At 58.4% G+C, this 20,816-nt stretch carries 23 protein-coding genes and 2 pseudogenes; 18 read left to right on the top strand and 7 right to left on the bottom strand.

The window, feature by feature from the left end:
- Positions 1-17 precede the first annotated feature (17 nt).
- Positions 18-1,187: an MFS transporter gene (locus HQL63_09415; protein MBF0177049.1), complete on the bottom strand. Its 1,170-nt coding sequence runs from the start codon at positions 1,185-1,187 to the stop codon at positions 18-20.
- 324 nt (positions 1,188-1,511) lie between these two features.
- On the opposite strand from HQL63_09415, the gene HQL63_09410 reads away from it, so the two are divergent.
- Positions 1,512-2,060, top strand: a complete 549-nt coding sequence (locus HQL63_09410) for a hypothetical protein (GenBank protein MBF0177048.1) — start codon at positions 1,512-1,514, stop codon at positions 2,058-2,060.
- Positions 2,061-2,355: 295 nt separating this feature from the next.
- Here the strand turns inward: HQL63_09410 and HQL63_09405 are convergent.
- The 3 genes and pseudogenes from HQL63_09405 to HQL63_09395 all read right to left on the bottom strand — a co-directional run bounded on the left by HQL63_09405 (position 2,356) and on the right by HQL63_09395 (position 4,560).
- Positions 2,356-3,582 (bottom strand): annotated as a pseudogene (locus HQL63_09405) (citrate transporter).
- Between the two features lie 308 nt (positions 3,583-3,890).
- Positions 3,891-4,334 (bottom strand): hypothetical protein, encoded by a 444-nt coding sequence (locus tag HQL63_09400; protein ID MBF0177047.1) that lies wholly within the window; start codon positions 4,332-4,334, stop codon positions 3,891-3,893.
- A 43-nt stretch (positions 4,335-4,377) separates the two neighbouring features.
- Positions 4,378-4,560, bottom strand: a complete 183-nt coding sequence (locus HQL63_09395) for a hypothetical protein (GenBank protein MBF0177046.1) — start codon at positions 4,558-4,560, stop codon at positions 4,378-4,380.
- Positions 4,561-5,012: 452 nt separating this feature from the next.
- Here HQL63_09395 and ompR point away from each other — a divergent pair, with 452 nt between their 5' ends.
- The 6 genes from ompR to HQL63_09365 all read left to right on the top strand — a co-directional run bounded on the left by ompR (position 5,013) and on the right by HQL63_09365 (position 10,538).
- A complete protein-coding gene (gene ompR / locus HQL63_09390) occupies positions 5,013-5,723 on the top strand; it encodes a two-component system response regulator OmpR (protein MBF0177045.1) in 711 nt (236 codons plus the stop codon).
- A 73-nt stretch (positions 5,724-5,796) separates the two neighbouring features.
- Positions 5,797-7,095: a two-component sensor histidine kinase gene (locus HQL63_09385; GenBank protein MBF0177044.1), complete on the top strand. Its 1,299-nt coding sequence runs from the start codon at positions 5,797-5,799 to the stop codon at positions 7,093-7,095.
- A gap of 136 nt (positions 7,096-7,231) precedes the next feature.
- A complete protein-coding gene (locus tag HQL63_09380) occupies positions 7,232-7,825 on the top strand; it encodes a LexA family transcriptional regulator (GenBank protein MBF0177043.1) in 594 nt (197 codons plus the stop codon).
- Positions 7,822-8,250, top strand: a complete 429-nt coding sequence (umuD, locus tag HQL63_09375) for a translesion error-prone DNA polymerase V autoproteolytic subunit (protein MBF0177042.1) — start codon at positions 7,822-7,824, stop codon at positions 8,248-8,250. The genes HQL63_09380 and umuD overlap by 4 nt, the downstream gene beginning before the upstream one ends.
- Positions 8,211-9,512, top strand: a complete 1,302-nt coding sequence (locus HQL63_09370) for a Y-family DNA polymerase (protein MBF0177041.1) — start codon at positions 8,211-8,213, stop codon at positions 9,510-9,512. The genes umuD and HQL63_09370 overlap by 40 nt, the downstream gene beginning before the upstream one ends.
- A 378-nt stretch (positions 9,513-9,890) precedes the next feature.
- Entirely contained in the window at positions 9,891-10,538 is a 648-nt protein-coding gene (locus tag HQL63_09365) for a radical SAM protein (protein ID MBF0177040.1), read from the top strand.
- Positions 10,539-10,770: 232 nt separating this feature from the next.
- On the opposite strand, the gene HQL63_09360 is transcribed toward HQL63_09365, so the two are convergent.
- On the bottom strand, positions 10,771-11,148 hold the full coding sequence (locus HQL63_09360) for a hypothetical protein (protein MBF0177039.1): 378 nt from the start codon (positions 11,146-11,148) through the stop codon (positions 10,771-10,773).
- Between the two features lie 249 nt (positions 11,149-11,397).
- Here HQL63_09360 and HQL63_09355 point away from each other — a divergent pair, with 249 nt between their 5' ends.
- Positions 11,398-12,114 (top strand): hypothetical protein, encoded by a 717-nt coding sequence (locus HQL63_09355; GenBank protein ID MBF0177038.1) that lies wholly within the window; start codon positions 11,398-11,400, stop codon positions 12,112-12,114.
- A 74-nt stretch (positions 12,115-12,188) separates the two neighbouring features.
- Complete coding sequence (locus tag HQL63_09350; protein ID MBF0177037.1) at positions 12,189-12,773, top strand: threonylcarbamoyl-AMP synthase; 585 nt, start codon at positions 12,189-12,191, stop codon at positions 12,771-12,773.
- 155 nt (positions 12,774-12,928) lie between these two features.
- On the opposite strand, the gene HQL63_09345 is transcribed toward HQL63_09350, so the two are convergent.
- Positions 12,929-13,423, bottom strand: a complete 495-nt coding sequence (locus tag HQL63_09345) for an FxsA family protein (GenBank protein MBF0177036.1) — start codon at positions 13,421-13,423, stop codon at positions 12,929-12,931.
- Positions 13,424-13,765: 342 nt separating this feature from the next.
- On the opposite strand from HQL63_09345, the gene HQL63_09340 reads away from it, so the two are divergent.
- From HQL63_09340 to HQL63_09300, 9 genes and pseudogenes are all read left to right on the top strand, one after another.
- Entirely contained in the window at positions 13,766-14,653 is an 888-nt protein-coding gene (locus HQL63_09340; protein MBF0177035.1) for a type II secretion system protein, read from the top strand.
- 6 nt (positions 14,654-14,659) lie between these two features.
- On the top strand, positions 14,660-14,941 hold the full coding sequence (locus HQL63_09335) for a type II toxin-antitoxin system RelE/ParE family toxin (protein MBF0177034.1): 282 nt from the start codon (positions 14,660-14,662) through the stop codon (positions 14,939-14,941).
- A gap of 13 nt (positions 14,942-14,954) precedes the next feature.
- Complete coding sequence (locus HQL63_09330; protein ID MBF0177033.1) at positions 14,955-15,326, top strand: HigA family addiction module antidote protein; 372 nt, start codon at positions 14,955-14,957, stop codon at positions 15,324-15,326.
- Positions 15,326-15,496, top strand: coding sequence for a type II toxin-antitoxin system HicB family antitoxin (locus HQL63_09325; GenBank protein MBF0177032.1), 171 nt, complete (start codon positions 15,326-15,328; stop codon positions 15,494-15,496). Before HQL63_09330 ends, HQL63_09325 begins: the two co-directional genes overlap by 1 nt.
- Before the next feature lie 244 nt (positions 15,497-15,740).
- Positions 15,741-16,682, top strand: coding sequence for a tRNA pseudouridine(55) synthase TruB (gene truB / locus HQL63_09320; protein MBF0177031.1), 942 nt, complete (start codon positions 15,741-15,743; stop codon positions 16,680-16,682).
- 65 nt (positions 16,683-16,747) lie between these two features.
- Complete coding sequence (gene rpsO, locus HQL63_09315; protein MBF0177030.1) at positions 16,748-17,017, top strand: 30S ribosomal protein S15; 270 nt, start codon at positions 16,748-16,750, stop codon at positions 17,015-17,017.
- 36 nt (positions 17,018-17,053) lie between these two features.
- On the top strand, positions 17,054-19,156 hold the full coding sequence (pnp, locus tag HQL63_09310) for a polyribonucleotide nucleotidyltransferase (GenBank protein ID MBF0177029.1): 2,103 nt from the start codon (positions 17,054-17,056) through the stop codon (positions 19,154-19,156).
- Positions 19,157-19,407: 251 nt separating this feature from the next.
- Positions 19,408-19,650 (top strand): type II toxin-antitoxin system prevent-host-death family antitoxin, encoded by a 243-nt coding sequence (locus HQL63_09305; protein MBF0177028.1) that lies wholly within the window; start codon positions 19,408-19,410, stop codon positions 19,648-19,650.
- Positions 19,634-20,030: pseudogene (locus tag HQL63_09300) on the top strand (type II toxin-antitoxin system VapC family toxin). Before HQL63_09305 ends, HQL63_09300 begins: the two are co-directional and overlap by 17 nt.
- A gap of 127 nt (positions 20,031-20,157) precedes the next feature.
- Here the strand turns inward: HQL63_09300 and HQL63_09295 are convergent.
- Entirely contained in the window at positions 20,158-20,691 is a 534-nt protein-coding gene (locus tag HQL63_09295; protein ID MBF0177027.1) for a BrnT family toxin, read from the bottom strand.
- Positions 20,692-20,816: the final 125 nt, after the last annotated feature.

Here is a 20,816-nt window from a genome sequence, read left to right as displayed (position 1 = left end):
TGACGCATGCTGAACGATTACCGGGCATGGCGGAAAGAGCGGTTGGAGAGGGCGCTGGCGCCGCTCCCGGCCAGGGCTGCGATGGCCATGATGGCAAACAAGGATTTGGCGCCAAGATGATCGTACAGATGTCCCGAGAAAGCGAGTCCGACCCCCCCTCCCAGACCATAGGCAAAGGCGATATACCAGGCCTGGGCCGTGGCCCGGGCGCCAGGAGGAGCCGCCTCATGGGTGCGCCGGATGGCAGCCACATGGTATGAGCCAAAGGTGAAGCCGTGACAAAGCTGGGCCAGGATCAACAGGGGCCACCAGAGGGTCGTGGCAAACAGCCCCCAACGTATGACGGCCACCAGGATGGATCCGGTCAGAATTCTGCTCGGACCCAGGCGCTCCACCCAATAGCCCGACCAGCGCAGCACAACCACCTCAGCCACGACTCCCAAGGCCCACAGGATGCCGATGGCCTTACGGGAAAAGCCATTCTGCTCCAGATGAATGGACAAAAAACCATAGTAGGCGGCATGGGAAAATTGCATGAGGAGGGCTGCCAGGTAGAACCAGGGCAATCCCGGGGTGGCAAACAATAGCCGGGTCTGGCGCCGAGGTTTGGCGTGCCGGGTCTGGGGTTCTGGCCGTGGCATGAGCAGGGTCAAAAGGGCATTGGCCAGCAGCAGCCCGCCCACAACCCACAACAAGGGAGTATTGCCCCAACGGTCGAGGATCGGGCCAAGAAGAAAAGAAAAGAGAATGAACCCCAGTGAACCCCACAAGCGGATGCGCCCGTAGTCGCTACCGATGCGAGTGACGATCTCCATGGTGGTCGCCTCGACCAGGGCCAGGGGACCGGCCAGAAAAAAGCTGTACAACGTGGTGACGATCAACAAAAACTGGAAGTCGCGCCCGAAAAAATACCAGACAAAGGTGAAGAGGGCAGCGAAGGATGTGCCGACGATGACACCATGCCGGGCGCCGCCATCCGCAAGGGCGCCCCAGACCGGGGGCCCAAAAACTTTCATGGCCAGGGGCAGAGAGAGCAAAAGGCCGATGGCCGCCGGATCCAGATGCAACCCCTTCAGATACAGAGGCCAATAGGGAATCCAGACCCCCAGACCGGCAAAATAGAAAAAGTAGTAACCGCCCAGGATCCGGCTGACCGACTGGGCGGAAGGAGGGGCTGCACCCATCATGACCGATTATTGAATCCTTCAAGGTAACTATTCGCCACCCGGCCACAAATCGAGATCCAGGGGGATGGTTCCCTGGCAGGGCCTTGGACAACGCCCTGGTGGGGTTCGGGGCAAAGCCCTGACAAAGTTGCCCCACCCCCACCCGGCCTTGCCGGAGGGTAACAGAAACCACCAGGATAAGTCACGATGGGAAAAATCCATGCCTTGTCAGCCAGATAGGATAACCGAAAACACCACCCGAAAAACTTGATCATCGAGTGCATGGTTACGGTTTCCTGTTGTCCGGAAACGACCTATGATGAAGAAGGAGAAAAGGGGGTGACCATGAACGTTTCTTTGCAAAAGAGTCGCGCCAAACTGTCGGCGGTGTTGTTGCTCACCTCTTTTCTTGGGGGGTGTGGCTACCACTTTTCCGAGGGGAGTTCGGGTTCTTCGGCGGCCTGGCGGCATACACATGTTCGAGTGGAGGGACCGGGGGCGCGGAATGACCCCCTCCTTGCCCGGGCTTTACGACAAAATTTGGAGAACCGTCTGGGTTTGGCTTTTCCGGACGCCGGGCGTGCGGATGACGGTAAAAATACGGAAAAACGCGAACTTGTCATTCACCTGGAACTTGCTGAAAGATCCATGCATCTGGAAGATCGGACCGGATTGGCGGATCAATATCAGATATCCTTGCGGGCACAACCACAATTGATGGTTGGTGGCACCCCTGCCAAACCAGGCTTCCCCCAGGTCAAAGGGGTGGTCATCTACAACGAATTGCGAACGGTCACTGCCAGTCAAGCCGCCCGGGATCAAGCCGCCCTCGAAGCCATGAACCAATTGGCCGAAGAGATGATGGCGGTGCTGGATGATCCCTGTTGTTGGTGAAAGGCAGCAGGCGTCCATTTCTGGTGGTGGATTGACCCAACCCCTGGCCCTGGGTGGCCAACGTGGACGGGTCGGTGGTGTTGCCTTTTTGCTGCAACGGGTCAAAACGGTGAAACATCAGATCACTTGTTCATCTGGAATTCTCAGGTTTTTGGACACCATTCAAGGGGTGGCTCTCTCCTTTGCCAGGGACAGACTGAGTGGCCGGGATTTTTTTCTTGCTGCTCACGGGGGAGAGGTATTGGGTGCGCAACTTGCGGCTTTCGATGGTGTCCGCGCCCTTGACGTAGAAGGCGATGAAGTAGCAGCCCAGGATGTAGGACAGGATGACGGGCAGACTGTGCCGCAACCAGAGACCGGTGGATCTGGCCTGTGGAAACTTGTTGGACAAGGCAACGCCGGCAGAAGAGCCAAACCACACCATCGAACCACCGAAACCCACCGCATAAGCCAACAGCCCCCAATCATATCCCCCCTGTTTGATGGCCAGGGTAGTCAGGGGAATATTGTCGAAGACAGCAGAGACAAAACCCAGTCCAACGGCTGTCAACCATGATGCCTGGGGGAGTTGTTCCACTGGCATCAGCGAGGCGCACAGAACCAGGGAGAGAAGAAACAGGCTCCCCTTGAATGTCTCCGGCAAAAGTCCCCAATGGGGCTTGCGTATCGGGGTGGCCAGAAGCAGGGCAACCCACACTGCAACGCCAATGAAGGGGAAATGGTCGGAATATTCGTTGAACTTGATGTTGACGGTGACATTCACCCCAATGGCCATGACCAGTATGAAAGCGACGATGGCGATACGGGCCATGTCGACGCGCACCCCGGTGGTAATCGGTTCTGGACTGATCGGGGAGTGGGCATGCTGAAACAGGGCCGCCGGAATACCGAAAATGAACAGGGCAGGAATGGCGGCAGCATAGGCATGGAGGACTTCTGCGGGACTGATACCGGCAATCCACATCATGGTGGTCGTGGTATCACCCACCACGCTGCCGGATCCACCACCGTTGGATGCGGCAACAATGGCTACCAGGTAGGCAATGTGAACCTTGCCACGGTAGACGATACCGGCAATCGTCCCGCCGATCAATGCCGCAGCGATATTGTCCAAAAAGCTGGACAAGGCGAAAATCAGGCAAAGCAGAACAAAACTGCCCATCCAGCCGGAAGGGAGATAACGCGGCAGGATTTCCGGAATCTTGCTCTCTTCAAAATGGTTGGAAAGCAGGGCAAAACCCATGAGAAGACACAACAGGTTGGTCAGAATGACCCACTCATGTCCGATATGCTGGACCAGACCAGACACACCGTCACCATGCGCGAAACCGGTGAACACAACCTTGTAGGTGGCAATGACTGCCAGACCGGCAAGAGCAACCTGCAAGGTGTAGCGATGAAACAGTGCCACCCCCAACAATGTGCAGGCAAAAAGTACAAAATCCACGGGGGTGCCAAAGATTGTTGGTCCGGCAGCAGGGGACGACCCACTGGCCCAGGCACTCCCTGGCACAAGGAACATCGACATTGTAACGAGGATTCGTTTATTCATGAGCGTTATCACCCGATGTGGACCAATGGAAATGGCAAGAAAGCATGAACTTAACCGTATGAGTTGATCATGCTATCCTGGTCCTCGGAGCAAATCAACCTCCGTACCAGACCATGATCCATCATTTGAAATCAGTGACTGCCCAGGCACCCCCTCTTCGGTCATACGGAACGGAGGCGTTGGGTCAAGGATTCGGGGTGATGCCCCAATTTGGTTGATCCGGCAGAATTTGCGGGAGTCTACCATTCTGAACCAGGGAGGGAAAGACGGGGTCTCCCTCACCGCACCATCTTCCACGACCCATCCTCCTGCTGACAGGCCGTGCCCTGGCCTGGGTACCTGAGGCCATCGATCGTGATCGTCGTCTGGAACGTGCGGCAAACCGGAGCATGGTCATGCCTGTGCTCACGGGGATGGCCGAAGGTCCACTGGCCGACAATCCAAACGGGAGGTTGGCGCCTGGGTCGTCCATGATATCCATGATGTCCATGGTGACCATGATGGCCCCCGTGTCCCTTGCCGTAACCATCCCAGGGACGTTCGTGGTGGCCACCGCCGAAGCCGCCTTTGTCACCCCGGGAACCAAAGGTGACGACGAGATCTCCCGACCGCATGGCCGCAGCGGGAGATGACCAACCCAGCACGATCAGCGACAACACCACGGCTCTCCGGATTCTGTTCACAACGGCATCCTCCCTGCCCGACACGATTGTTTCATCCATACCGGCAGCGGATCACCACGACCGGCCATTTTTTTACCGCTTCTCAATAATAGTGCCTTTTATAATAATAATGATGGCGGTGGTGTCCTGGTTTTTTATAGTCATGATGTCTGCCTTGAAAATCGCCATGGTAGTACCCATACCCTCTGCCATGATAATGGCATCCATTCAACAGAAATATCACCGGCAACAGCAGCAACATGAGTGATTTCGATAATACCGACATGGTGTTACCCTCCTTGCAAGCAATCATTCGTAACCGTTCAGTACCCATTCAAGAAAAGCCTGGACAGGAAAGCCTTTGTCAGGGCTTCGCCCCGGACCCCGCCAGGGCGCTGCCCTGGACCCGCCAGGGCGCTGCCCTGGACCCCGATTCGTTGCCGGGTACTGAATGGTTACCCTTGCATGGTGAACGGTGAGCATCCTGCCCGCAACCCGTGCATGACGGCTTATCGATTCTTGTCAGGGACACCACCAGCCGGGCTCTGGCGTTGGTGGCCATAATCTGAGGGATCATTGTGAATAGAGTGTTGCGCGCTCCGGCCAAAAGTGTAACAAAACATTTCTTGCGCACAGCGGCCATGCTCCCCATGCGAGCGCTTGCATCGTTTCCATGAACGGTCCCATAGTCAGGCCGGATCATGCATGTGACCGGGAGAGTGCCCATGGATACGACCGATGCCGACCATCCTGCTGATCGATGACGATCCGCGCCTGCAAAAGCTCCTGAAACGCTACCTGAGCGAACAGGGTTTGCAGGTGTTGGCCGCGACCACCACCAGCGAAGCCGACAAGATCCTTGCAAAACAGCGGGTGGATCTGCTGATCCTCGATCTCATGCTGCCCGGCGAGGACGGGCTGAGTTATTGTCGCCGCCTGCGGGGTGCGGACCATCCGATCCCGATCATCATGCTGACTGCCAAGGGCGACGAAGTGGACCGCATCGTCGGCCTGGAAATGGGCGCGGACGACTATCTGCCCAAGCCCTTCAACCCCAGAGAGCTTGTCGCCAGGATCCAGGCCGTGTTGCGACGACGCCCACCCCCTGTTCCGGGGGCGCCGGCCCGGGATGAAAGCGCCATCCGCTTCGGCCCCCACATCCTGAATCTCACCACCCGGCGTCTGCATGTCGACGGCACGGAGGTTACCCTCACCACCGGCGAGTTTTCTTTGCTGAAGGTCTTCGCGCAACATCCCCGCCAGCCGCTGTCACGCGATAAACTGCTCGATCTGGCCCGGGGGCGGGAACACGAGGCCTTCGACCGCAGCATCGATGTCCAGGTCTCCCGCCTGCGCCGCCTGATCGAGGCCGATCCTGCCACCCCGCGTTTCATCCAGACGGTATGGGGCTACGGATACGTCTTCATCCCCGATGCCAACACCACATGACCGGACCAGGGGTGCCCCCTGGTTCTGCCGCTCCCGTTTCGCTCCTGCCAACATGTTCAGGATGGCTCCGTCCATGATGAGACTCTCCCTGCCCCGCTCCCTGTTCGGACGCACGGCGCTGCTGCTCTTTCTGGTCATGGGCATGCGCGACCTGAGCGCCTATCTCCTGTTCGACTCCTATACCGACACCATCCGCCTGCAACGCCAGGCCGGTCGCCTGGCCATCCAGGCCGAAACGCTCAACGAAATACTGGCCGGCATGGACGACACTGGCCGTCAGGCCATGCTGGCACGCCTGGCACAAGGCAAACATGTGCGCATCATGCCGGACAACGCCGCGCCACCCGGACACCCCCTGCCACCGGAACGCCATGACCGGCTGGCCGAGCTGCTCGCCGAGCAACTTGGCCATCCCACGGCGGTGCGCAACGCCCGGGAGGGGATGTGGCTGCGCGTCCTCTTTGCCCAGCAGGAGTATTGGCTGCTCTCCCCGCGTTCACCCCTGGAACGTCCGTTTCCGTGGCATTGGTTTGCCGGTATCGCGCTCATGGGCACCCTGTCGCTGGCCGGCGCCTTTCTGGTGGTCTGGCATGTCAATGGTCCCCTGCGCCGTCTCGCCGAGGCGGCAACCCTGCTCGGACAAGGAAAGAAGCCCGCCCTCTCCACCACCACGGCAGGTCCGACGGAGATCCGTTCCCTGAGCATGGCCTTCCAACGCATGATGATCGACATGCAAAACCTGGAAACCAACCGGACCATGCTCCTGGCCGGCATCTCCCACGACCTGCGCACCCCTTTGGCCCGGTTGCGCCTGAGCCTGGAGATGGATCTACAGGATCCCGAACTACGGGAAGGGATGGTGCAGGATATCGAGGAGATGGGCGCCCTGTTGGAGCGATTTTTGGAGTTTGCCAGGGATGAACAAACCGAAACCGTGGCGAAGATCGATCCCAACGTTGCCATCGACCTGGTCTGTACCCGCTACATCCGCCTGGGAAAAGAGCTCCGCTGCGCCATCACCCCCGCACCGCACCTGGCGCTACGAGCCTCGGCTTGGCAACGTCTGGTGACCAATCTGGTGGACAACGCCGTCCATTACGGCGGTCAACAGGCCATCGAGGTGCGCACCGAAGTGCTTGGTACATGGTTCCGGCTGCGGGTCATGGATCGGGGGCCCGGTATCCCTCCAGAGGAACGGGAGCGCATGTTGCGTCCCTTCACCCGCCTGGATACGGCGCGCAGCGGCGCGGGTCGGGCTGGCCTGGGACTGGCCATCGTCGAGAGAATCGCCCAGCTCCACGGCGGGCAGATCATCCTGTTGGGACGCAGCGGCGGCGGCCTGGAGGCACGGGTGGAGCTGCCCTGCAGATAACCCACCCCCTGTTGCCGTGGTTCCCCGCTTCCAAACGAAGGTTCGACACAGGGTGATTGGAAATATTCCCCTGGACATGGAGCACTTTCGTTCACCATAATGACGGTACTGACGATCTTCCAGGAGAGTTTGTGTCATGTCACCCATCAATCGTGATGCCGACCATCTGAACACCCTGCGCGACTATTATGCCCGATATCGGGCGTGGCCCTCCTACACGCGCTTGGGTGCGGTCCTGGGATTGAGTGCCAAATCAGCAGTCTCCAAGCTGCTGCGCCGACTGGAGTCCGTGGGTTACGTCCAACGAACCCCGGATGGTGAGTGGTCACCGACGGACCGTTTTTTTGAACGCCCATTGGCAGAGATGACGGTGCGGGCGGGCCATCCGGAAATGGTCATGGATGCGGCAAGTAGCCCGGTATTGATCGATACTCTGCTGGTCAAAACCCCATCACGCACAGTGTTGTTGCCGGTCAAGGGTGACTCCATGCAGGGGGCAGGCATTTACGAGGGAGATTGGGTGGTCGTGGAACGATGTTCCAGCGCGGATGCTGGTGTCCTGGTGGTAGCCGAGGTGGACGGAGAGTTCACGCTCAAAACCCTGGTGAGCGAAGAGGGCGAGTGGACGTTGCATCCGGCCAATCCCACCTATCCGATCTTGCGACCAGGACATAGCCTGAGCCTCTTTGGGGTCGTAGTTGGTTTGCTGCGGCAATACGGCAGGTCATGATGCGTTCCCCACCCCACCGTAAGGGGACTTTCCCTCTGCTGATCTCTCCAGTGGCGGCGGGTTTTCCGTCACCAGCCCAGGATGAGGCAACCGAACAACTTGGCCTCGAACACCTGTTGATCGAACGCCCGGAGGCCACTTTCTTTTGGCGCGTGAACGGGTATTCGATGGAAGGAATGGGGATCCACGACGGGGATATATTGGTGGTGGATCGCTCCATGCCACCTGAAGAAGGGAGTGTCGTCGTTGCCGTGCTGGATGGCGGGTTTGTGGTCAAACAGATCGTGCGTCGGCAAGGCGCGGTGATTTTGCGTTCTGCCCATTCAGATTATCCAGATGTCCTGGTGGCCCAGGGGCAGGAGTTGGTCATTTGGGGAGTGGTGCGATGGGCGATACATCGGGTGGCAGGCAAAATATCGCATTGATTGACGCCAATAATTTTTACGTCTCTTGCGAACGGGTGTTCAATCCGAATTTGTGGCGGAAGCCGGTGCTGGTTCTCTCCAATAACGACGGCTGTGTCGTGGCCCGGTCCAACGAACTCAAGGCGCTTGGTGTAAAAATGGGCGAACCCTGGTTCCGTCTGCGCGACCTGGCGCAGCAACACGGGATCGTTGCGCTCTCCAGCAATTATGCCCTCTATGCCGACATGTCGCAGCGCATGATGACCCTGTTGGGGCGATTTACTCTTTGCCAGGAGATCTACTCCATTGACGAGTGCTTCCTCGACCTTGGTAACCAGCATGACGTTACCCACGTTGGCCAGACCATGCGCCGAGAAGTCGCTGATTGGTTGGGATTACCGGTTGGAGTCGGTATCGCCTCCACCAAGACCCTGGCCAAACTGGCCAACCACGTTGCCAAGAAGCGTCCGTCATACAAGGGGGTGTGTAACTTCAATATCATGGGGAGTGACGATCTGGAGCGGCTGTTATTGGAGATCGATGTGGCCGAGGTTTGGGGGGTGGGACCACGTGGAGCGGAGCGGCTGCGCACATTGGGGATAACGAACGTACTTGCGTTGCGCCAGGCAGGTGCGCGTAGGCTGCGGATGGGATTTTCCGTAGTCATGGATCGCATTGTCCAAGAGTTGAACGGCATCTCCTGTCTTCCTCTGGAGATGGCGCCACCACCACGGCAGCAGATTCAGTCATCGCGTTCCTTTGGCCTGCCGGTGTACAAGCAGGAAGAGTTGATCGAGGCCATCTTGAGTTTTTTGCGTCGGGGTGTGCGGCGATTAAGGAAACAGGCGTCGGTGGCGGGAGCGGTACACGTTTTCATCCAGACCAACCCGTTTCGGGAGCGCGATCCCCAGTATCGCCAGGGAGTGACGTTGCCAGTACCAACCCCCTCTGCCGACGAGTTGCAGCTCGGACGTGTAAGTACGCACGGTTTGGCTCTGATTTATCGGCCCGGTTATGCCTACCACAAGGCCGGGGTCATCCTGATGGAGTTGGAAAGTGCGTCTGGTAGACAGGGCGATTTGTTTGCCGACCCGGTGGCCGAACGGAAAAGCGCCGCCCTGATGAGTACCCTGGACGCCTTGCGGCAACGATTCGGTCAGGACATCATCCGTGTGGCTGGCGAGGGAACACATCAGCGCTGGGCTACAAAATCTGGCAACCGTTCGCCCCGCTACACCACCTGCTGGTCAGAGTTGCCTGTGGTACATGCCGACTGGCTGTGACCCGTGTCTGAATGCTGATGCCAATTCGTAAACTCTACACCATTGAAAAAAAATTGCGCGAGAACGGCGCATCCCCACGGCTGAACTTTTTTCTTGGTTAATGCACAATATATTGATATTGAACTATTATTTCAATATTGACGGGGCGGTCGTGTCTCCAGGTTGGTGGAAATTCGGGAGGTGGCGTAAGCTCCCGATAGGATCAATTCTCACCAAAGGCGGTTTTCCAATTTCCTCGGATCCAAGATACAAGGGGGCTGGCTCCCTGGCAGATCCAGGACAGAGTCCTGGTGGGGTTCGGGGCGAAGCCCTGACAAAGGCTTTCATATCCAAGCTTTTCTTGAAAGAGCGCCAACACAGTGACCAGGAAATGAGCCCATGCAGTCTTCCAGCTTGGCCCTGTTTGACAAAGTCTCTCCTGTTCACGTTTTGGGGCCTGGCCGCCGGGCCGTGATTTGGCTCCAGGGGTGTTCTTTGTTTTGCCGGGGGTGTCTGGTTCCCGAGTCGTGGCCGGTCGATGGGGGAGAGGTGGTGGCTGTGGGTGAGTTGACCGACTGGGTTCTTGCCCAAAATGACATCGAGGGGATCACCCTTTCGGGAGGCGAACCCATGCTGCAAGCTTTGGCACTGGTCGATCTGATCGACGGCATCCGCGCTCGAAAGGATTTGGGTGTCGTGTGTTACACCGGATTGGTTTGGGAGGATCTCCAGGCCACGGCAACCGATGGTCCGCAGCAGGCATTGTTGCGTCGGATCGATTTGTTGATCGATGGTCCCTATGTCGAATCACGGCACGCTGATTTATTGTGGCGTGCCTCCACCAATCAACGCCTGCTCCCTTTGACGCCGCGTTATCGATATTTATGGGATGACCTGTTACCCAAAGGGGATTGTTCGGCTGGGATACAACCTTATCTGGGTGATGCCGACCACTTTCAGGTCATGGGGGTGCCGCCATTGCCCGGATTTCGCAGAATGTTTGAGGTGGGTATGGCCGAATGGGGCGTCACCATAAAAAAATCGTAACTATCCGGTACCCGGCCACGAATTGGGGTCCAGGGGGCTGGCTCCCTGGCAGGTCCAGGACAGAGTCCTGGTGGGGTTCGGGGCGAAGCCCTGACAAAGGCTTTCATGTCCTGGCTTTTCTTGCAACCTGAAACCTGGTGGGGTTCGGGGCGAAGCCCTGACAAAGGCCTTCACCTCCGGGCTTTTCTTGAAAGTGGGTCACAGCCGGACGCACCCGCCAGCCACACTGCCATCAGACGATATGAGAAAAGAGGCCGGACCCCCCGGATGGGGAATCGGTGGCCAGATCGGGTTGCCAGTTTTTCACACTGGCAAGTCCCCGGGAGGTGGCATCGTAGATATTGTTGGCCGTATATTTTTGAAACACCTCGCGCCGCGAGGCCATGGTTCCCCGGAAAAGGGAGAGACGGATCTTGTCCGGGCTCCAGTTGTCGCTCCACTCGTCCGGCATGCCCCCACGCGCCCGTGACTGGCTCAAGGCCTGGCTCGTCGCCGAAAAGGTCACCAGGTCACGCCCGAAGGGGGTTTCAGGCGTCACGGGAACATTGATCGAGTTGTTGAGGCTCAATGCCGAGTAGACCACATTTGTGATGGAAACGGGTGTGATCATGTTTTTGTATTCCTGAGGCTGTAAAAACTGACGACCAGCCCTCACATTCTACTGTACAGGCACGGCGTGGTGCAAGCGCGATACAACAGTATTATTTCTCATGGTTTGTAATCGTTCAGAGCCTCCCGGACCGTAACCGTTCGGCGCCTGCAACGTGGATCGTCCGAGATTGATAAATACCTTCATCCCGGAACGCGGTTTCAGGTATGCTCTTCGCAGGGATGGCTGCCTGCTCTTGGGAGAAACCGCATGTCCGACACCGTGACCCTCGATGAGGTTTGGAAACTCTTTCGCGAAACTGCCAGGCAGATACAGGATACCGAGCGGGTTGTGAAGGAGTTGACCAAACAGATGCAGGATACCGACCGGAAAATGCAGGATACCGACCGGAAAATGCAGGATACCGACCGGAAAATGCAGGATACCGACCGGAAAATGCAGGAGACTGACCGGAAAATGCAGGAGACCGACCGGAAAATGCGAGAGACGGATCAACAGGTGCAGGAAACCAGCCGGGTCGTCAAGGACGTGGCCCGGCAGGTGGGAAATTTGAGCAGTCGCTGGGGGGAATTTGTAGAAGGGCTGGTTGCCCCAGCTTGCGAAAAGCTGTTCGCCGAGCGGGGCATTGAAGTACGTGCAGTGGCTCCCAGGATAAAGGCCAAGCTGCCCGGCAACCGTCACATGGAGATCGACATTTTAGCGATTGACACCACGGTGGCCATTCTGGTCGAGGTCAAGAGCAAGCTCAAGATTGAAGATGTACGGGAGCATTTGGAGCGGTTGGCCGAATTCAAGGAGTTTTTCCCGGACTACGCCCACAAACAGGTCATGGGAGCCGTGGCCGCCATCGTCGTTGATGAGGAAGCCGACCGCTTTGCCATCAAGCAGGGTTTGTTCGTCATCGTCCAGTCCGGGGAAACTGTCACCCTGGCCAACGCGGACGATTTCACCCCGCGAATCTGGTGAGTGTGCAAGAGATTTATTTGGAATAGGGCCATGTCGCAGACTTATACCGCCATCACCAGGCGAATGGATCAACCATGCCCCTGACCAAAGCCGTGACCGCCCTGCGTCAGGGCAGGATCATCGCCTATCCGACCGAGACGGTTTTTGGGTTGGGGGTGGATCCGTTTTGCGGGACCGCCCTGGAGGCGTTGCTGCGCCTGAAGAGGCGTCATTCTGCCAAGGGGGTCATCCTTCTGGTCAGGGATGTGGCGCAGCTTGCCGGATTGGTTCAGCCACCTTCGGCGGCGGCGCAGCGGCTCATGGCGCACTTTTGGCCGGGTCCATTGACACTGGTCCTGCCGGCTCTCCCCGGACTCTCTCCCTTGCTGACCGGTGGTGGTGACCATCTGGCGGTTCGGGTGTCATCGTCGCCCCGGGTGGCGGCCCTGCTGCGGGCCTGGGGAGGGCCCCTGGTCTCCACGAGCGCCAACCCAAGCGGCGGGGAGCCGGCCCGGGATGCGGCTGGCGTGCGCTCCCTGTGGCCGGAAGAGGTGGCCGTGGTGCTGCCGGGACGTTGTGCTGCGCTGCAGCTCCCCTCGACCGTGGTCCGTGTCGGGGAGGGGGGCGTCACTCTGCTGCGCCCGGGGGCCATCCCCCTGGCAACCATCCAGACCCTGTAACGATGAACCGGGGTCCAGGGGGTTGGCTCCCTGGCGGGTCCAGGGCAGCGCCCTGGTGGGGTTCGGGGCGAAGCCCTGACAAAGGCTTTCATATCCAAGCCTTTCTGGAAAGGGTGCTGAACAGTTACCTTTCTCAAGCGTCCTTGGACAGCCTCTCAGGGATCCTCATGACGAAACTCCCCATCGATGGTTTGGCTTCGGCCCAGACCGGTCGAGGCCCCGCCGGGAGGGTGTTGTGGACCCTGGCCGGTTGCTACCCGTTCCCTCGCATACCGCAGCAACCACCGTTTCAGGATGAAACGGGTGGGAGGGAAGAGCAACAGAATGGCCAGACCATCCGTCAAAAACCCCGGGACCACGAGCAGAACACCGGCCAGAAAGTGGATCAACCCATCCAGGAGGGCATTGCCGGGGGAGTCATGGCGATCCATGCTCTCCTGCCAGGCGCGCAGGGTGCGCAATCCAGCTCGCCGGATCAGGTGGAGGCCCCAGGCGGCGGCGGCCAAAAGCAACAGAAACGTGTTGCCGATGCCGATGGTTCGATCCATCCGGATCATCAGGACGATTTCCAGAATGGGCAACACCACGAAAATGCCAAATCCCGCATACCGCATCTCCGACTCCTCCACCGGCAAAGGTTCTCGACTCACCTTGCGCCCACATAAAAATACACCGCAGGGGGCGATCCACCCTATTCCGCTCCATGGTTTCCCGCAACGGCGGAACTCCAGCATCCAGAGTCAAGCGTTGTGCCCGGCCCTCGATCGGCACGGATCTGTTGCAACCTGGAGACGGAACGGGTGGTGGCGCGCCTTTCATGGTCCTGGACGGACACGGAAAAATCATTCGCATTTTTTTGACATAACGACTAGGATACACCGTCAGGCTGGACGATGATCGACGACTCGCCCAAGGTAAAAGCCGAGATGACGCACCGCCACAAGGCCCCCTCAGCACGCTCACCCAGGCACTCATCCAGAAAGACAACACCCATGAAAAAACACCCCTCAGCCGGATTTTCGCTCATCGAGCTTTCCATCGTCATGGTCATCGTGGGTCTCATCCTGGCCATTGGCTTCTCCCTGGTGCCGAACTATCTGCAATCCTCCAAGGTCAGCGCCGCCCGGGTGCAGATGAAGGAGATCCAGAGCGCCATCGAAGGGTTTGCCATCGCCAACAATCGGTTGCCATGTCCTGATACCGACAGTGATGGCCTGGAAAACATTACCAGCAACGTTTGCGTTGCTTTTGGCAATACCGCTGGAACCAGGTACGATACCGCTGATCTGCCGTACCGGGCGCTTGGTTTGGCCAGCAATCGCGATCCGTGGGGGCGGGCTATCAAGTATGCCACGTATATGATGCGTACCGTCACTGGTGGTTGCACAAACGCAGCGTCCTGTGACTTTGCTACAGATCAAAACTTTGCAGGAACGTCAACAACTCGTTCGAGATCTGATTTTTGCTCCAAACTGACGACTGCTTTGCAACTTACACCACGAGATCCTACCAAAGAGATCTTTACCGCCCGGTTGCAATCCAGAAGTGGCCTTAATGCTGATTCCATTTGTACGAGTGGTGTTGGTGGAACAGTCATGGATGGCTCCGTCATGGCCTATATCCTGGCCAGTTCCGGCTTCAATAATGCCAACCAGGACACCTCTCCGGCCTTGTCGGCCGGCGTTTTCGACGGCAAGAACGATCCCGGCAACAGCCTTTGTTTCGACAATCCCGACCGGGTGTTGCGCTCCATGGATGCCTCGGACGAATCGAGCAGCACCGATCCCACCTATGGAGCCGTCGGGATATCCGACAACTATGACGACATCGTCTTCGGTGGCAGCATCTCCGGTCTGATCAGCAAGCTGGAGTGTAATTGAGGTTGGGTGATCAAGACCTTTGCCGACAAAAAAACCGCTGCCATCTTTGCCGGAGAGTTTGTCAAAGCGTTGCCGCGGGAAATTGTCTTCCGAGCCAAAATGCGGTTGGATGGGATTCATGCCGCCAGTCGGATTGATCTCCTGCGTCTGCCGCCGTCCAATCGTTTGGAAGCTTTGCGAGGAGACCAGGAAGGACGTTGGAGTATTCGCGTCAACGACCAGTGGCGCATTTGCTTCCGGTTCGTGGATGGTGACGCTTATGATGTGGAGATGATGGATCACCACTAGATAGGGGAAAAAATTGACCATTCGCATCGAAGAGTTGCCCCATATCGATTTTTCCGATCTGTCCACGGGCGAAAGGATTCCTCCCATTCACCCCGGAGTTCACCTCGGAGAGCTTTTGGACGAGTTGGGCATCACGCCACACCGGCTGGCTCAGTGTACGGGCATGGCGGCCTTGCAGGTGGATGACATCCTGTGCGGAAAGAAACCGGTCGGTGCGGAAACGGCTCTGCGCTTGGGCTTGTTTTTTAACCAATCTCCGGAATACTGGCTGGCTTTACAGGTTCACTTCGACATGGATGTGATCAAGAGCACCCTGTTTGAAAGGTTGCGTCGGGAGGTTGCACCGCTCTGTGTGGAAGGCCCATGTTTTGAAAGGATTCCGTGATGCGGGTATTTGACGCCATGGTGGAGCGTTGCTCGGACACCGGATACCATGTGGGGCACGTTCCCGGTTTTCCGGGCGCCCACGCTCAAGGGTGGTCCCTGGACGAACTGCGTATCAACCTGGAAGGGGTCATTGCTCTGTTGCTGGAAGACGGTGAGCCGCGTCTTTAATCCGAATTCAGGACGTTTCCCCGGTTCTGATCCGCCAAATCGCCAGGGACATGGCCATGGACGTGGCGAAATTTATGACTACTTCAGCACCCTTTCAAGAAAGGCTTGGATATGAAAGCCTTTGTCAGGGCTTCGCCCCGAACCCCACCAGGGCGCTGCCCTGGACCCGCCAGGGAGCCAGCCCCCTGGACCCCGATTCGTTGCCGGGTGCTGAATTTTTGCTCGGCCCCGATGGTGCGTCGTCGTGAAGGCCACACAACAGAACCCTGAATCCCGAAAGCCCGCCCCGAGCGGCTGGCTGGCCATCGACAAACCCGCCGGGATGAGTTCCTTCGGCGTGGTGAGCGCCGTGCGTCGCATCACCGGGGCTGCCAAGGCCGGGCACGGCGGCACGCTGGATCCCTTCGCCGAGGGGTTGCTCCCCGTGGCCCTGGGCGAGGCGACGAAGACCCTGGCCATGGTGCTGGCCGGGGACAAAAAATACCGCTGCTGGATCCGTTTCGGCGCCGAAACCGATACGGGGGATCTACAAGGGCAGGTGGTGGCCAGGGATGACCGCTGGCCCGACCCGCTGGCCCTCACCGAGGCGCTGCGGCACTTTGTCGGCGCCATCGAACAAATCCCGCCTGCCTATTCGGCGTTGCATGTCGATGGCGAACGCGCCTACGCCCGGGCGCGCCGGGGCGAAGCTGTGGTCATGGCCCCCCGCCCGGTCCATATTCATCACCTGGAGCTGGAGAATTATGCGGAGGGGGTGGCGATTCTGGCCGTCCATTGCGGCAAGGGAACCTACATGCGCTCCCTGGCCCGGGATCTGGCGCGCCACGTCGGCTGTCTGGGACATCTGGAACGTTTGTTGCGCACTTGGACTTTGGGGTTTACCATGCAGGAGGCTGTCACCCTGGACCAGCTCGCCGAGAAGGTCGCCGAGGGGGGCCTGCCAAAAATATTGTTGCCCGTGGATCGGGTACTGGACGACATCCCGGTACTGCGCCTGCGGGCGGATGCCTGGCACCGGATTCGTAACGGACAGGCGGTCAGGGTTCCGGCGGCAACCAGCCCGATCGGAACCGTGCGGTTGTTGACCCCGGCAGGACAATTCGGGGCCATCGGCGTGGTGGAAACCATGGCCGATGCTGCCGAAGAGTGCCTGTGCCGGCCACAACGCCTGTTTCTGACCTCCTGAATCCGTGATTCTCCGGTGCATCGGGCGCGTTGTCCAACCTGAGCCTGGATGCAAGGAGAGAATCGATGTCGATTACCCCGGAGCGTAAAAAGGAAGTCATTCTTCAGTTCGCCACCAAGGAAGGAGATACCGGTTCGCCGGAGGTGCAGGTGGCCCTCCTGACCGAACGGATCAACAATCTGACCGAGCATTTGCGGGTCAACCACAAGGATCATCACTCTCGGCGGGGTTTGTTGAAAATGGTGGGGCTGCGGCGCCGCCTCCTGGCCTATGTGCAAAAACAGGAGCTGAGCCGCTACCAAAGTCTCATTCAGCGTTTGAATCTGCGCAAATAATCCCCCATCACGACCAACTTCTCTGGATACAAAAACATGTTTGACATACATCGAAAAAGCCTCCAGTTCGGTCCGGCGACCCTGACCCTGGAGACAGGGCGGATTGCGCGCCAGGCCGACGGGGCCGTGCTGGTCACCTATGGCGAGACGGTGGTCCTGGTGGCCGCCACCGCCGAAAAGAGCGAACGTCCCGGCATGGACTATTTTCCGCTGGGGGTCCACTACCAGGAGAAACATTGGGCCGCCGGGCGCATCCCGGGTGGCTTCATCAAGCGGGAGACCCGCCCCTCGGATCGGGAGATTTTGACCTCCCGCCTCATTGACCGTCCCCTGCGCCCCCTGTTTCCCAAGGGGTATCGCAACGATACGCAGGTCGTGGCCACCGTGATGTCCTACGACGGGATCAACTCACCGGATATTGCCGCCATGGCCGGCGCCTCGGCGGCCTTGTCCATCTCCGGCATTCCGTTTGACGGCCCCATCGGCGGGGCGCGGGTGGCCTTCATCAACGATGCCTTTGTCCTCAACCCGACCCGGGAGCAGATGGCGGAGAGCCGCCTGGATCTGGTGGTGGCCGGTAGCGCCGATGCGGTGACCATGGTGGAGTCGGAAGTCAAATTTCTCACCGAAGAGCAGATGCTGGATGCGGTCATGTTCGGCTTTGCCGGCTTCCAGCCCGTGATCGCCGCCATTCGGGAGTTGGCCGCCGAGTGTGGCAAGCCGCGTTGGCCGGTGCGGGAGATTCAGGAGGATGCCGCCCTGATGGCCGGGATTCGCGAGGCCTTTCTGAGCGATCTGCGGGCCGCCTACGGGGTGCGGGAAAAGTTGAAGCGCCAGGAGACCGTGGCCCAGGTCCGGGAACAGGTGGTGGCCCGTTTCGCCGCCACCCCGGGGGCCGATGGCCAGAGTGGCGATCGCAGTGAAGAGATCAGGGGGTTGTTCCATCACCTTGAATCCGAGGTGGTCCGGGAGCAAATCCTGACCACCGGACAACGCATCGATGGCCGCAGCCTGACCGATATACGCCCCATCGTGTGCGAAGTGGGCATCCTGCCCCGGGTCCATGGTTCAGCCCTCTTCACCCGGGGTGAGACGCAGGCCATCGCCGCCGTGACCCTGGGCACCGGTCGTGACGAACAGATCGTCGAAAGCCTGGATGGCGAATCCCGGGACAGTTTTTATCTGAACTACACCTTTCCTCCCTACAGCGTCGGCGAGACCGGACGCCTGGGTTCGCCCGGACGGCGCGAAATCGGTCACGGCAAACTGGCCACCCGTGCCCTGGCGGCCATCCTGCCCACCTCCGAGGAGTTTCCCTACACCATGCGGGTGATCTCCGAAATCACCGAATCCAATGGCTCTTCCTCCATGGCCACGGTGTGCGGCTCGGTGTTATGCATGCTGGATGCCGGTGTGCCCATCAAGGAATCCGTGGCCGGCATCGCCATGGGCCTGGTCAAAGAGAAGGATCGCTTTGCCGTTCTCTCCGATATCATGGGGGATGAGGATCATCTGGGAGACATGGATTTCAAGGTGGCCGGCAACGAGCGCGGCATCACCGCCCTGCAAATGGACATCAAGATCACTGGCATCAACCGCGAGATCATGGCGGTGGCCTTGCAACAGGCCCGGCAGGGCCGGATCCACATTCTCGGGGAGATGAGCAAATCCATCACCACCCCTCGGGCGGAACTCTCTGCCTACGCCCCGCGCATCTTCACCATCAAGATCGATCCGGACAAGATTCGCGATGTTATCGGTTCCGGCGGCAAGGTGATCCGCAGCATTACCGAAGAGACTGGCTGCCAGATCGATATCCAGGATGACGGCACCATCAGCATCGCCTCCTCCAATGCCGACGGGGCGCAGAGTGCCGAAAGCATCATCCGCCGCATTGTCGCCGATGTGGAGAAAGGACAGATCTATACCGGCAAGGTGGTGCGCATCACCGACTTCGGGGCCTTCGTCAACATTCTGCCCAACAAGGATGGACTGGTCCACATTTCCCAACTGGCCAATCGGCGCGTACAGAAGGTGACCGATGTGGTCAAAGAAGGGGATACGGTGCAAGTCAAAGTGCTCGATGTCGACCGCCAGGGCCGGGTCAAGTTGACCATGAAGGAACTTGAGGAGGGTTGAGATTCAAAACCCGCGACACGTCCACCCCCTGGCGCCGGGAAGCGCACCAGGGGGTGGGTCGTTGTCCGGGGTCCAGGGGGCTGGTTCCCTGGCAGGTGCAGGACGGAGTCCTGGTGGGGTTCGGGGCGAAGCTTTACAAAGGCCTTCATATTCAGGCTTTTCTTGCAAGGGTGCCGAATAGTTGCCCCCGTGCAACCAAAGGTGGCTTGCGGAAACTGGTCACCCCTGCTGATTGACTCGGAGGGAAAACCGTGCTGCAAGTCGATACGGATGAATTCCAGAAATGTCTACCGGGGTATCTGAAACAGGTGGATGATGGTACGGAGATCCAAATATCCTTCCAAGGGCGGGTAGTAGTCCGGGTCGTTCCGGTTCAGAAAGATGCTGATGCAGCCCGACGGAGGCTTGAGTCGCTTCGCGGTTCGGTCATTGGCGGTGATGTGACTTCTCCTCTGGGAGACAACGACTGGACTGGTGATGCCGACCATCTGTGACACTCATGTCCTGCTTTTCTGGGCTGATGCGCCTGACAGATTGAGCGTCAAGGCCATGTCTGTATTGGAGAAAGGAATATCCAAAAACACATTGGCATGCTCTGACATCACCCTGTGGGAGATTGCCATGCTCTTCGCGAAAGGAAGGCTGCGGCCTGTTGTTGATGCCACTTCCTATATGGAGGATCTCTTTGGTTGCCATGAATCTGGAGATTCTTCCTTTGTCGCCTGCCATAGCCGTGTTGGCTCAAACCGACATGTTTTCCCACAAAGATCCTGCTGACCGACTGATTGTCGCGACGGCGATCCACTACCAAGCACCGCTGGTCACTTGTGATCAGCGGCTCCTGTCCATTCCGAATCTAAAAACCATCTGGTAGTGATTTTTTGTAAATATTCAGCACTCTCTCAAGAAAAGCTTGGACATGAAAGCCTTTGTCGGGGCTTTGCCCCGAACCCCACCAGGGCGCTGCCCTGGATCTCGGTGCGTGGCCGGGTGGTGAATAGTTACCCAGTCTTCACCTTTTCTGCCAGCCAGATTTTAATCAGGGACTGATAAGGCACATCCCGCTTATTGGCTGTGATCTTGATCTGCTCCAGAAGGGAAATTGGCAGGCGCAGGGATATGGCCTTGGTAGAGGGCTTCAGATTGGGCAGGCAAACCCTTTCGGCTTGGTCCCAGGCTACATGGTCGGACGAATCATGAACTTCCCAGAACGCCCGTTCTTCGGCTTCCGTTTTGAAACTAGGGGGTGCTTTGTCCTGCCTGCCCATAGTCATGTCTCGGGCAGAAATGACCCGGATCAATATGGCATCTTCTCGTAGCGTGAAGGTCACATGGAGCCTGCGCCCTGAGTTGGTCTTGCCCAGTGCGTGAAAGCGTGGCTCTGTCTGGTTGTGTCGAATGTCCTCAACCATGAGCAACGGATCATTGAAAAATACCTGCTCTGCCTCCGACTGACTGACGCCGTGTTTGTCGGCGCTTTTTCGTTGGTTGCCATGGTCCCAGTTGAAGCCAATGATTTTTTCAAAATCGATCATGTTTTGTATATATTCATAACATACAATCAGCAGCAACCAAAAAGAACTCTTGAGACTTGCAAGAAAAGCCTGGACATGAAAGCCTTTGTCGGGGCTTTGCCCCGAACCCCACCAGGAGGAAGGGC

This window comes from Magnetococcales bacterium, assembly GCA_015231175.1.
In the GTDB taxonomy this organism is placed as follows: domain Bacteria; phylum Pseudomonadota; class Magnetococcia; order Magnetococcales; family DC0425bin3; genus HA3dbin3.
This window is presented reverse-complemented; position numbering and strand designations above follow the sequence as displayed.